Genomic DNA, 12,454 nt, shown 5'->3' with positions numbered 1-12,454 from the left:
GCCAGGTCTGATTGCCACGCTTCGCCACTCAAGGGCGCGGAAGCCAACGCCAGCCTACGGCCGACATACAACGGGGGACGGGACGCGGCCACCCGAAGCGGCATGTTGAGCCAAAGCGTTGTCATGGCGGCCGAAAACTCGGCGTCGCTTACCTGCACAGGTGCGAAGTCCGTGGGCAGCCTGGCAAAGAAAGCCTCTCCCTGGCCTTCCCCCTCCGCTTCCGACTCCAACGCCCACGATTCGGGCGAGTCATGCGGCACGGCTGGACGGTAACGGGAAGCCGTCAACCCTCCACCCATGGGGGCCCCCGTGGCACACGCTGTAACCAGCATGAGCGCCGCCAGGGCCAGCGCACCCGCGCGCAGGGGCCGCTGTGTGTCCACGGGGCGAGTATCGACAGAATGCCTGGACATTGCCGCACCTGTCGGGTCTGGTGAGGTGCTGAAAAGCCCATCGGGTAGGTTGGTTTTTCCTCCGGCCGGATGGGGTGGCGGCACTACTTGCGTGCACCGGACCATCGCGATCACCGATTCCGGAGCAAGCCGAAAAAGCAAACCGCGCCCCCTCGACAGGAGAGGGCGCGGCTCAGAGTGGCGGGTAACTTCCAGTGGAGGCGGCGGTCAGCTCAATCCGCGGTGACGGTCGTCGTCTCGAGGCTGGGAGCGTTGGCGATCTCCTGCTCGGAGAAGAGGATGGGCCGCCACTGCTTCTGGGAGAAGAGCTGGAGCTGGTCGTTGACGTGGGACGAAGCCGGGTCCTCGGACTCGCCGTAGGTGAGCAGGGCCCGGGCCTCCGGGCCGCTGTCGGTGTAGTGCATGGCCATGAGGAAGCTCGTCCCGTAATTGATGACGTAGCCATCGGTGGAGAGGCCCGACTGGGTCCCGATGACCCTGCCTCGCGGTGTCGTCTCGTCCAGCGTGGACTTCAGGGTGCGGTAGCTGACGACGTTCATCGTGCCGTCCACGGTGGTGCCACCGTGGAGGGGCGTGCGCGCGCCACCTCGTGGCGAGAACTGCACCTGGCCCAGTGGCGCATCCACCGCGATGCCAGCATCTCCCAGGCGCAGCACGGCCTCGGCCAGCCTGCCCAGGAGCGGATCCGCCCCCGCCGCGGGAGCCGGCACGAGCGTGTTCGGCGTCTCCATGGGCCGGGCGGGCGAGAAGGCCGTGGCGAAGAGGGTGCCCGCGTTCTGCAGGGCCGAAGAGCCGTAGACGCCCATCAGCTCGCGCCAGAGGGGCGCGCCCACGCTGTTCAGGTCGTAGCGGCCATTCCACGCCACCAGCACGGCGCAGGCCCGGGTGAGGTCCACATCCTGGCCCCGGGCGGTGCCCGTGGGGTTGGCCTGGCAGCGCTGGACCACCTGCGCGCGCAGCAGCTCGGCCGTCATGCTGTGGTTGTCGAGGACGGTGGTCTGCAGTTCCTCGAGGGTGAACCGGCCATCGGGTCCGGAGGCGCCTCCCTCGCGGACCTCGGTGAGCCGGACGAGGTTCATCCGGGTGCGGGGCGTCTGGGGCACGCGCTCGAAGCCGTGCAGGGGCGAGAAGCCCTCCAGCGGCTCCGCCGGGTTGGCCAGCCAATAGCTGTCATTGGCATTGAAGACGAAGTCGCGGCGGGAGAGCCGCGGCACCTTCGCGTAGGGAACGAGCCCCGGGCTGCGCGCTCCGGGCTCCTCCACCCACTCGTTGACGGCGCTGCTCCCGTCGAGCAGCACGATGCCCTGGGCCAGCAGCGCGGCCTGCGGCGTGCCGGGCGTGGCGGCGGCCTGACTCCACTTCGTCAGCGCCTCGGCACTGAGGTTGGGCGTGGCCGAGGCATCCGTGTACCAGACGTTTCCCTCGCGATCCGCGGCCATGGTGTTCACCCAGGGGCTGCCTTGCACCTGGGCGAAGACGTCCTGGAACTGCTGGAGGTTGGTGGCCCGTCCCATGCCCAGGAACTGGGAGAGGAAGGCGGTGTTGTCGAGGTTGGCGTCCCGGTAGCTGACGGCGAGCGTCTCGCTCCACCCCAGACCGGGCAGGGCCAGCAGGGGCCCATGGTGGCTGCTGTAGAGGGTGCGGGAGACGTCCTTCAGCGAGCCATCGGCCTGCAGCACCTGGACGGTGAAGGTCCGGGCCGTCATCTGCCGCTCCTGGCCCTCGTACACATAGGTGGTGGGCTTGCCGGGGACGAGCTTCAACAGATAGGCCGTGAAGCGCGAGCCGGACGAGAAGGTATGCGTCCAGGCCACGTCCTTGTTGAAGCCGATGAGGACACCGGGCGCGCCCAGCAGGGAGACGCCGTAGACGTCGAGCTGGCCGGGCACGGTGAGGTGGCTCTCCCACAGCCGCAGCTCGCCCTCCCAGGGGAAGTGCGGGTTGGCCAGCACCATGCCGCGCCCGCTGGCCGTGCGCTCGGCGCCCAGCGCCCAGCCGTTGCTGGCCAGGCCCGCCTCCTCGCGCGGAGGCAAGGCGGGCGGCACGGCCTGCACGCCCTTCGGGCTGGGAGGTTGCGCCGCGACGATGGCGTCGACGAGGCGGTAGCTGCTGGCCGTCAGCGTGATGTTGATCAGGTAGGCCACCATCTCGTCCGCGCCGATGGGGCGCAGCCAGGGCTGCCCGGCGCAGGGCAACCGCGTGGCCCCGGGGCTCTTCAAGAAGTGGTTGTAGCCGGCGGTGAACCCCTCGAGGAGCTGGCGGGAGTCCTCGGGCTGGGCCTCGAGGCCGGCCCGTCCGCGCTCGAGCAGATCCAGGGCGTGGTAGGCGAGGTCGCTGCTGATGTGGGCGTCCCCGGGACCTGCCCCGAAGAAGCGGGCGCGCTCGCCGCGGACCTTGATGATCTGATCCGCCAGGGTGCAGGCATGATCCTGCGAGAAGGCATAACCCTGACCGAAGCCCACACTGCCGAGGTTGGCGGCGGTGATGTGGGGAATGCCGTGGTCGGTACGGCGGATGGTGGCCCGGTAACGGGGCTCGGGGGGCGGCTTCGGGTCCGGGCAGCCCGTGGTGGCCACCAGGGCCAGGGACAGGAGGAGGGTGGGCCAGCGATGCGGGCGCGCGGACGCACCAGACCGTACGAAACAGTCCAAGGGAGGGGCGGTGTGCATGGGAATGGCACCAAGTGTAGCGACGCCCCGGCCCTCGTTCAATTCGTGGCTTCTGGGATACGCACCTCTCCGGTATTCACGGTTCGCGGGCTGAGCAGCCGCATGATGAAGACGTAGAAGACCGGCACGAAGATGACCGCGAGCACCGTGGCGGACAGCATTCCCCCGAGCACTCCCGTGCCAATGGCTCGCTGGCTGGCGGCGCCGGGCCCACTCGCGATGGCGAGCGGGACCACGCCCAGCGTGAAGGCGAGCGAGGTCATGAGGATGGGACGGAAGCGCAGCTGCGCGGCCTCGAGCGCCGCGTCCAGGAGCGGCTTGCCCTGCGCCCGGAGATCCTTGGCGAATTCGATGATCAGAATGGCGTTCTTCGCCGACAAGCCGATGATCGTGATGAGTCCGACCTTGAAATAGACATCGTTGTTCATTCCCCGGAGCATGACGGCCAGCACCGAGCCGAGCACTCCCAGGGGAACCACGAGCATCACTGCCAGGGGAATGGACCAGCTCTCGTAGAGGGCGGCCAGGCACAGGAACACGAACAGCATGGACAGGGCGATCAGGAACGGCGCCTGCGAGCCCGACTGGATTTCCTGCAGGGATTGCCCGCTCCAGTCGAAACCAAATCCCCGAGGGAGCTGGCTCGCCAGACGCTCCATCTCCTGGAGGGCTTCACCGCTCGAATGGCCGGGAGCCGCGTTGCCGCTGATGCGGACCGCAGGGTAGCCGTTGTAGCCGACGACCTGGGCGGAGCCCACCCGCCAGTCCACCGTGGAGAAGGCGGAGAAGGGCACCAGGGTGCCCTGGCGGTTGCGCACATTGAGCGCGAGGAGATCCTCCGCCTGCATGCGCCGGTTTCCCTCGGCCTGGACGATCACCCGCTGCATCCGGCCCGCGTTGGGAAAATCATTGGAGTAGGCCGATCCAAGGTTGGTGGAGAGGGTTTCGTTGATGTCCGCGAACGTGAGCCCGAGCGCGCTGGCCTTCTCGCGATCGATGCGGAGATCGATCTGCGCCGCGTTCGAGAGACCCTCGAACATCACGCCCGAGAGGACGGGACTCCGGGCGGCGGCCTCCAGCAGTTGATCCCTCGCGGCGGCGAGCGCCTCCTGTCCCAGTCCCGCCCGGTCTTCCAGCCGGAAGGCGAAGCCGCCCGTCGTCCCCAGTCCCTCGACGGGAGGAGGGGAGAGCGCGAAGATGAAGGCATCCCGCACCGCGGACAAGGCGGCGTTCGCACGCCCGGCGATGGCCTCCGCGCTGTCCTGGGCTCCCCGCTCCGACCAGGGCTTCAGGGTCGCGAAGCTCAAGGCCGCGTTCTGTCCCTGGCCGGAGAAGCTGAAACCCAGGATGGCCACGACCCGGTCCACGCCCGGCTCGGCCAGCAGTGTCTTCTCCATCTGGACCACCGCGTCCAGCGTCCGGTGGACCGTGGCCTCCGGCGGCGCCTGCACCCCGAGGATGATGTAGCCCTGATCCTCGCTCGGGATGAAGGAGGAGGGGAGCTGGACGAACAGCCAGCCGAGGGCCGCGAACACCGCGGCGTAGACGAGCATGAACCGGCCCGCGCGGTGCAGGGTGCGGCCCACGAGTCCACGATAGGCGTGGGACGTGCGCTCGAAGCCGCGGTTGAACCAGCCGAAGAACCCCGTGCTCGCGTGCGCGTGCCCCCGGGTGACGGGCTTCAGGAAGGTCGCGCAGAGCGCCGGCGTCAGGGACAGGGCCAGCAGCGCCGAGAACAGGATGGACACCACCATGGTCAGCGAGAATTGCTTGTAGATGACGCCGACGGAGCCGGGAAAGAAGGCCATGGGCACGAAGACGGCGCTGAGCACGAGCGTGATGCCGATGACGGCGCCCGTAATCTGTTTCATGGCCTTCTGCGTGGCCTCGCGCGGAGACAGGCCCTCCTCGCTCATGATGCGCTCCACGTTCTCGATCACCACGATGGCGTCGTCCACGAGGATGCCAATCGCCAGCACCATGGCGAACATGGTGAGCACGTTGATGGAGAAGCCCATGGCGAACATCACCGCGCAGGTGCCGAGCAGGGCGATGGGGACGATGAGGGTGGGAATGAGCGTGTAGCGGATGTTCTGGAGGAACAGGAACATCACCAGGAAGACCAGGAGCACCGCCTCGGCGAGCGTCTGGAGGACCTTCCGGATGGACACTCCCACGAACGGGGCCGTGTCATAGGGAATGTCGTACTCGATGCCGGCCGGGAAGAACCGGGACAGTTCCCCCATCTTCGCGCGGATGGCCGTCGAGGTCGCGAGCGCATTGCCCGTGGGAGACAACTGGATACCGATCGCCGCGCTCGGCTGGCCATTGAGACGTGAGGCGATGGAGTAGTTCTGTCCGCCCAGCTCCACGCGGGCCACGTCCCGCAGGCGCACGGAGGAACCATCCGCGTTCGCGCGAAGCACGATGGCGCCGAACTCCTCCGGCGAGGTCAACTGCCCCTTCACCAGCACGGTCGCCGCCACCTTCTGTGTCGCCGGCCCGGGTTGCGCGCCGAGCGAGCCGGCCGCGACCTGGGCGTTCTGCGCGCGGATGGCGTTCGTCACATCCTGGGAGGTCAGGCCCAGTCCCAGCAGCTTGTTCGGATCCACCCAGATGCGCATGGCGCGCTCGAAGGAGAAGAGCTGCGCCCGGCCCACGCCGGGGATGCGCCGCAACTCATTGAGCACGTTGCGCGAGAGGTAATCCCCGAGGCCGATCTCGTCGAAGGCGCCGTTGGTGGACCGCAACGTCACCATCATGAGGAAGCCACTGCTCGCTTCCTCGATCTGCAGACCCTGCTGCGACACGGCGAGCGGCAACCTCGGCTCGACCCGTTTGACCCGGTTCTGGAGATCCACGGCGGCCAGGGCGGGGTCCGTCCCTGGCGCGAAGGTCGCGGTGATGGTGACCGCACCCGTCGCTTCACTGGTCGACTCGAAGTAGAGCAACGACTTCGTGCCGTTGAGCTCCTCCTCGATGATGCGAGTGACGCTCTGGTAGAGATCCTCGGGCGACGCGCCCGGATAGAAGGTCGAGATGGTGATCTGTGGCGGCGCCACGTTGGGGTATTGCGCCACCGGCAGGTTGGGGATGGCGAGCACGCCTCCCATGATGATGAACAGCGCGATGACCCAGGCGAAGATGGGCCTGTCGATGAAGAAACGAGGCATGGCGGTGGGCCCTATCGAGGCTGGGAGGGGTTGAGGCCGGTTCCAGGCGCGGTCCAGGCCACCGGCTTGACCGGTGCGCCCGCGCCGATCTTCTGGAAGCCCTCGACGATGACCTGATCGCCTGCCTTCAAGCCCTCCTGGATGACCGCCTGATCCTGGTAGACGCGAGAGGTCCGCACCGGGCGCACCTCGACGGTGCCGTTGCCCGCGACCACGAAGACCTGGGACTTGCCCGCGTTGTCTCGCTGGATGGCTTGCTGGGGCACGGCGAGCGCCTCGCTCAGGGTGCCCTGTTCAATTCGTCCCCGCACATACATGCCAGGAAGGAGCTCGGCGTCCGGATTGGGGAATTCCCCGCGCACCGTCACCTGGCCGCTGCCGGGATCCACCGTCACGTCCGAGAAGAGCAGCCGCCCCTCCTTCGCATAGAGGGAGCCATCGTCGAGCACCAGCTGGACGTTCGCCTGCTCGGGGGTGACGCCCTGGATCTTCCCGTCCTTGAGCGCCTGGCGCAGACGGTGGAGCTCCATCGCGGGCTGGGTGAAGTCCGCGTAGACCGGATCGAGCTGCTGGATGAGCGCGAGCGCCGTGGGATCTCCCGCGCTCACGAGCGCGCCTTCCGTCACCAGGGCCCGGCCAATCCTTCCGCTGATCGGCGCCCGGATCGTCGTGTACTCCAGGTTGAGCTCCGCGCGGCGCAACGCCGCCCGGGCCGCCGCCACATCGGCCTCGGCGCGCCGGAGCGCCGCCTGGAGCGTCTCGTGCTGCTCCTGGGTGATGACGCCGCTGGCGAGGAGCTTCTCGCCCCGTTCCGCCTGCTGGCGGGCCTCCGCGGCCGTCACCTCGGCCTTCGCCAACACGGCCCTCGCGCTGGCACGTTCGACCTCGTACATGGACGCGTCGAGCTTGAAGAGGACGTCCCCCGCCTTCACGCTGCCGCCCTGCCGGAAGACGCGCTCGACGATGATGCCGGACACGCGCGGACGCACCTCGGCGACCCGCGTCGGAGCGATGCGCCCCGGCAGCTCATCGAGCACCGGAATGGTCGCGGGCCGCACCGTGATCGTTCCCACTTCCACGGCCGGAGGAGCGGCCGGGGGAGGTGCTTCGGGTGACTTGCAGGCAGCGCCCCCCAGGACGGAGACGAGCGCGAGGATCGAGAAGAGGAGAGTCCGGGTTCGAGCGGAGTACATGGAGCGTTCCTGGGGCAGTCCAGGACCTGGACGGCGACAGGGGTGGGTGGAGGGTGTGACGGCCCGCGAGCTCGAGGACGCTCAACATCCAGACCGGCTCGTCCCGCCGCGCCCCGTCGGTTCGTGGAAAAGGACGCCTACCTAACGGCCGGATGATTGAGGGTCAAGCGATGAGGAGGGCCCTCGATGTCACGGGCCGGCCCATGCACGCTGCTTTTCTTGTTTCCTTGCTCCTTAGGTGGCACGGGGGTGATGGGTGTCCTGGAGATGGCAAATGGTCGCGACCGGTGCTTGAGCGACGGCTCGAACCCGGAGCACGTTTGGCGGAGGAGGAGTCCATGAGATACGTCGACGGCTTCGTCTTGCCAGTACCCAAGAAGAACGTGCAGGCCTATCGCCGCCTTGCCCGGAAGGCGGGGAAGATCTGGATGGAGCACGGCGCGCTCGAGTACATCGAATGCGTCGGCGACGACGTGAAGCCGGGGAAGCTCACGTCATTCCCGCAGAGCGTCAAGCTCAAGCCGGACGAGACCGTGGTGTTCTCGTGGATCGTGTACAAGTCGCGCGCGCATCGAGACCGCGTCAACAAGAAGGTCATGGAAGACCCACGCATGGCCACCATGATGGACCCGAGCGCCAAGATCCTCGACAGCAAGAGGATGGTCTACGGCGGTTTCAAGGCGCTGGTCGCGCTTTGATGGATGCGTCACCCGGCATGTAGGGGTGGCCGCATGCCCGGCGGCCTTGCGTGCCCACCGTATTTCGCCACCCGAAAAGTCTACCGAGGGGTACCATCCCGCCGTCCGCCATGTCCCACACGATCGATTCCCAGAAGCTCTTCGATGCCGCCCCCGCTCCCCTCATGGTGCTGGACCGGGAGCTGAAGTACGTCACGGCCAACCAGGCCTACCTGCGGGCCACCTCGCTGCAACTCGACGAGGTCGTCGGCCGCAACGTCTTCGAGGTGCTCCCCCGGCCGGAGAGCTCCGAGGGCCAGGACGGCGCGCGTCAGCTCCGGGAGTCCTTCGAGCGGGTGCTCACCAGCCGCTTGCCGGACCTCATCCCGATGCTGGCTCAGTCCATCGTACGCTCCACCCAGGAGGGACCGGTGCGCGAGGAGCGCTTCTGGAGCTACTCCCACAAGCCCCTTCTCGATTCGTCGGGCAATGTGGCCTTCATCCTCCAGCACTCCTTGGACGTGACGGACCTGCGCTCCACGGACCTGGCGAAGTGGGCGAAAGAGGGCCAGCAGGAGGGATTCTCCCCGGAGCAGCTCGCCACCCTGATCGGCCAGATGTGGGCGGTGCAGGAGAACAACAAGACCCTGGATGAGGAGCGCCGCTACCTCCGCCAGCTGCTCGAGGTGTTCCCCGGGGTTGTTGGCGTCCTCCGGGGTCCCGAGTTCGTTTTCGAGATGGTCAACGAGAACTACCTGCCGTTCCTCGGCTTCCGCAACGTTGTCGGCATGCCCCTGTTCGAGGCGCGTCCGGAGCTCAAGGGCAACAAGGCCATTCTCGACATGCTCGAGCGGGTGTTCTACCAGGGTGAGCCGGTCAGCGTGCGGAGCTTCAAGGTCCCCCTCCGCTTGAAGGTGGACGGCCCGATCGAAGACCTGGTCATCGACTTCGACTACCGGCCCGTGCGCGTGCCGGGAGGGCCCGTCCAGGCCATCCTCGTCTACGGCCAGGACGTCACCGCGAGGGCACGCGCAGAGGAGCAGGTGCGCCATTATCAGGAGCACCTGGAGGAACTGGTCCGCGAGCGCACCCGCGCGCTCGAGGAGAGCGAGGCCGAGCGGCGCAAGACCGAGGCGCTGCTCCACCAGTCCCAGAAGATGGAAGCGGTGGGCAAGCTCACCGGTGGTGTGGCGCATGACTTCAACAACCTGCTCCAGGTCATCGCCGGCAACCTCCAGCTCCTTCAGCGCGAAGTGGAAGGCAACGAGCGTGCCATGAACCGCGTCCAGACCGCGGCCCGCGCCGTGGACCGTGGCGCCAAGCTCGCCTCCCAGCTGCTCTCCTTCGCGCGCCGCCAGCCGCTCCAACCGCTCGTCGTCAACCTGAGCCGGCTGGTGCGCGGCATGGATGAGCTGCTGCGCCGCACGCTGGGCGAGGACGTGCAGCTGGAGACCGTCACCGCCGGAGGGCTGTGGAACACGGCCATCGATCCCAACCAGCTCGAGAACGTCATCCTCAACCTGGCCATCAACGCCCGTGACGCCATGGACAACAATGGCAAGCTGACGATCGAGGTCAACAATGCCATGTTGGATGACCGCTACTGCCGGTTGCACCCCGAGGTCCTGCCCGGCCAGTACGTGTTGCTGGCCGTGTCGGACACAGGCAGCGGCATGACGCCGGAGGTGATGGAGCGCGCCTTCGAGCCGTTCTTCACCACCAAGCCCGAGGGCCGCGGCACGGGTCTGGGCCTGAGCATGGTGTACGGCTTCGTCAAGCAGAGTGGCGGTCACATCAAGCTCTACAGCGAGGTGGGGCACGGCACGACCATCAAGCTCTACCTGCCCCGCGCGATGGAGGCCGAGTCGGCGGACGCCCAGGTCGTCACCGGTCCCATTTCGGGCGGCACGGAGACCATCCTGGTGGTGGAGGACGACGCCGAGGTGCGCGCCACGGTGGTGGAGATGGTGAGCGAGCTGGGCTACCGCGTGCTCAAGGCCGTGGACGCGCAGAGCGCGCTGGTCATCCTCCAGAGCGGCGTCCCCATCGAGATGTTGTTCACCGACGTGGTGATGCCCGGTCCGGTGCGCAGCCCCGAGCTCGCCAGGCAGGCCAAGGCGCTCATCCCAGACATCGAGGTGCTCTTCACCTCGGGTTACACGGAGAACGCCATCGTGCATGGCGGACGGCTCGACCCGGGGGTGCAGCTGCTGAGCAAGCCCTACAGCCGGGAGGACCTGGCCCGCAAGCTGCGGCAGCTGCTCGACAACCGTCAGCAGCGGCTGGCGGTCCGCGGGCCTCCCCGCGCGGCGCCCGCGTCCCCCACGCCCGAGCGTGCCCCCGTGCCCGCCGCGTCGCGCCGGTTGCGCGTGCTGCTGGTGGAGGATGACGAGGACGTGCGCTCCTCGGCGTGCGAGCTGATGGATCTGCTGGGGCACGAGGTGCTGGCGGTCACCAGCGCCGAGGAGGCCAAGGGCGCCATGGCGGCCAGCAGCTTCGATGTCTTGTTCACGGACGTGTCGCTGCCGGGCTCGTCGGGCGTGGACCTGGCGCGCGAGGTGGCGAGCAAGAAGAACGGGATGAAGATCATCCTCGCCTCGGGCCATGGGCACGTGGCGCTTCCCAGGGGAGAAGCGCCACTGGAGGGCGTGGTGGTGCTGCCCAAGCCCTACGCGCTGCCGCAGATCCAACAGGCGTTCGAGCAGGCGGTGACCCTGCCCTAGGGCACCGTGTCCTTACGGGTCACCGCGGAGGTGCGGAAGCCGGACACCTTCGCGGCGACCTCGTTGGGAGACAGGAGCGCGTCCTTGGCGAAGTAGACCCAGTCCGTCTCCTCGTAATACGTCCGTGTGCTGCCCTGGGTGGTGTCGAGCTCGTCGAACCAGAGCTGGTAGGCGAGGTACTGGCCCGCCTCCGGGGCGTACATGGCCGCGTGCGACGCCCACAGCACGCCGTCGATGTAGTAGCTGATGCCCGCGTTGGAGACATGGAGGACGAGCGTGTGCCAGCCGTCATGGCTCGCCGCGCGCGGGTACGAGGTCCTCACGACCGTGGTCTCCCACGAGGTCAGCCACATCGTGCTGGTGTTGCCCTGTCCCCAGCCGCCGTTGGGCATGTACTCGAAGTCCTGCTCCGAGTAGTTCGGATCGTTCTCGACGTAGTTGGTGATGGTGAAGAAGGTCTCGATGGGCTTGTCGGCGAAGAAGCGTGAGCCGGACAGCGGGATGTCATTGAACTTCATCCGGGTGGCGTAGGTGCCGAACTGGAACTTCTTGGAACGGGAGAGGACCTCGACATGCGAGGTGCTCGCTCCGGTGCCGCTCGTGCTCGCCCGGAGCCGCATCAGCTTGTTGCTGGAGGACGAGGGGTCGGCGACCATCGAGACGTTGGATGCCAGCCATTGCGCGCCGTCGACCCCCGGCTTCCCCGCGTAGGTCCGGATCGACCACCAGTTCGTGAAGTTGGGATCGCTGTTCCCCGTGTAGCTGAAGTCATCGAAGAACTCGGCCGACACCGGGTCGCCGCCGCCGCCACCGCCAGGGAGGGTTCCCCCCCGCAGGCCACCCAGGGGCGTGGAGCCCGCGTCGTGCACGGTGATCCGGCTCCAGTCGGCGAAGGAGAGCTGGTTGGCGTAGGAGTAGTCATCGGTCTCGTTGACGTTGGTGCCACCGAACGTGATTCCGAGATCGATCGGTTGGGTCGACGCCCCCGGAGCCAGGCTCCCGGCGCTGCTCGTGAAGCCAATCTCCACGTACTGATCGGCCCCCGTGGCGGACACGCTCCCGGTCCTCACCACCAGCGCGGAGCAGGCCGGGTTCCACCACCAGCACACGGGTGACACCGTCGTGGCGCCGTTCTTCGTGAACCAATACCGGACGACGACATTGCTCAACGGAATGGAAGCCGCGGTGTTGTTTCGAATCTTGATTCCGGCCTCGATGATGTTGTCGCTCGGGCTGGCGGCATTGTAGTTCTGGTATTGAACCGTGAAATCCGTTGTCCCAGCCAGGCTCGCGCCCGAGGGCACCACCACCGACAGCACGGCGGCGAACATCATTCCGCGAGTGCCCTGGCGTGTCTGTTGATTTCTCAGAAGGTGCATCGGCTCTTCTCCCTTTGGAGTTCGGATGCACGGAGAGAGTCAAGCGCCTGATTTTTCGGGTTTTTGTGGAGGGGTCTCCTCACTCACCTGGACTGGAGTGCAGACCGAATGCACCAAGTGCTGCAACGGGACTCGGGGACGGGATGTGGCGGATGCATGCTCGAGGGAGATGTTGTATGATTGGAATTTTCCAGCCTCCTTGCTCGTCTCGTCACGTCAGCCAGCAA

General features: G+C 67.2%; 6 protein-coding genes and 1 pseudogene. 2 read left to right on the top strand and 5 right to left on the bottom strand.

Features of this window, described 5'->3' with window-relative positions:
* The 4 genes and pseudogenes from NR810_RS53015 to NR810_RS03640 form a co-directional block, all read right to left on the bottom strand.
* Positions 1-413: pseudogene (locus NR810_RS53015) on the bottom strand (AHH domain-containing protein); the annotation flags it as partial.
* A gap of 212 nt (positions 414-625) precedes the next feature.
* Positions 626-3,082 carry an acylase gene (locus tag NR810_RS03650; RefSeq protein WP_257447734.1) on the bottom strand — a complete coding sequence of 819 codons (2,457 nt, stop codon included), beginning with the start codon at positions 3,080-3,082 and terminating at the stop codon, positions 626-628.
* Positions 3,083-3,120: 38 nt separating this feature from the next.
* Entirely contained in the window at positions 3,121-6,255 is a 3,135-nt protein-coding gene (locus NR810_RS03645) for an efflux RND transporter permease subunit (RefSeq protein WP_257447733.1), read from the bottom strand.
* 11 nt (positions 6,256-6,266) lie between these two features.
* Entirely contained in the window at positions 6,267-7,448 is a 1,182-nt protein-coding gene (locus tag NR810_RS03640) for an efflux RND transporter periplasmic adaptor subunit (RefSeq protein WP_257447732.1), read from the bottom strand.
* Positions 7,449-7,786: 338 nt separating this feature from the next.
* On the opposite strand from NR810_RS03640, the gene NR810_RS03635 reads away from it, so the two are divergent.
* Positions 7,787-8,146 carry a DUF1428 domain-containing protein gene (locus NR810_RS03635; RefSeq protein WP_257447731.1) on the top strand — a complete coding sequence of 120 codons (360 nt, stop codon included), beginning with the start codon at positions 7,787-7,789 and terminating at the stop codon, positions 8,144-8,146.
* Positions 8,147-8,256: 110 nt separating this feature from the next.
* Positions 8,257-10,848, top strand: coding sequence for a response regulator (locus tag NR810_RS03630; protein ID WP_257447730.1), 2,592 nt, complete (start codon positions 8,257-8,259; stop codon positions 10,846-10,848).
* Here the strand turns inward: NR810_RS03630 and NR810_RS03625 are convergent.
* Entirely contained in the window at positions 10,845-12,227 is a 1,383-nt protein-coding gene (locus tag NR810_RS03625) for a cellulose binding domain-containing protein (protein ID WP_257447729.1), read from the bottom strand. The genes NR810_RS03630 and NR810_RS03625 overlap by 4 nt on opposite strands.
* Positions 12,228-12,454 lie beyond the last annotated feature (227 nt).

The organism is Archangium lipolyticum (genome assembly GCF_024623785.1).
In the GTDB taxonomy this organism is placed as follows: domain Bacteria; phylum Myxococcota; class Myxococcia; order Myxococcales; family Myxococcaceae; genus Archangium; species Archangium lipolyticum.
This window is presented reverse-complemented; position numbering and strand designations above follow the sequence as displayed.

Bases quoted from the DNA above. Each gene is read 5' to 3' on its own strand.
- NR810_RS03650 (WP_257447734.1), bottom strand. From the start codon at position 3,082: ATGCACACCGCCCCTCCCTTGGACTGTTTCGTACGGTCTGGTGCGTCC.
- NR810_RS03645 (WP_257447733.1), bottom strand. From the start codon at position 6,255: ATGCCTCGTTTCTTCATCGACAGGCCCATCTTCGCCTGGGTCATCGCG.
- NR810_RS03640 (WP_257447732.1), bottom strand. From the start codon at position 7,448: ATGTACTCCGCTCGAACCCGGACTCTCCTCTTCTCGATCCTCGCGCTC.
- NR810_RS03635 (WP_257447731.1), top strand. From the start codon at position 7,787: ATGAGATACGTCGACGGCTTCGTCTTGCCAGTACCCAAGAAGAACGTG.
- NR810_RS03630 (WP_257447730.1), top strand. From the start codon at position 8,257: ATGTCCCACACGATCGATTCCCAGAAGCTCTTCGATGCCGCCCCCGCT.
- NR810_RS03625 (WP_257447729.1), bottom strand. From the start codon at position 12,227: ATGCACCTTCTGAGAAATCAACAGACACGCCAGGGCACTCGCGGAATG.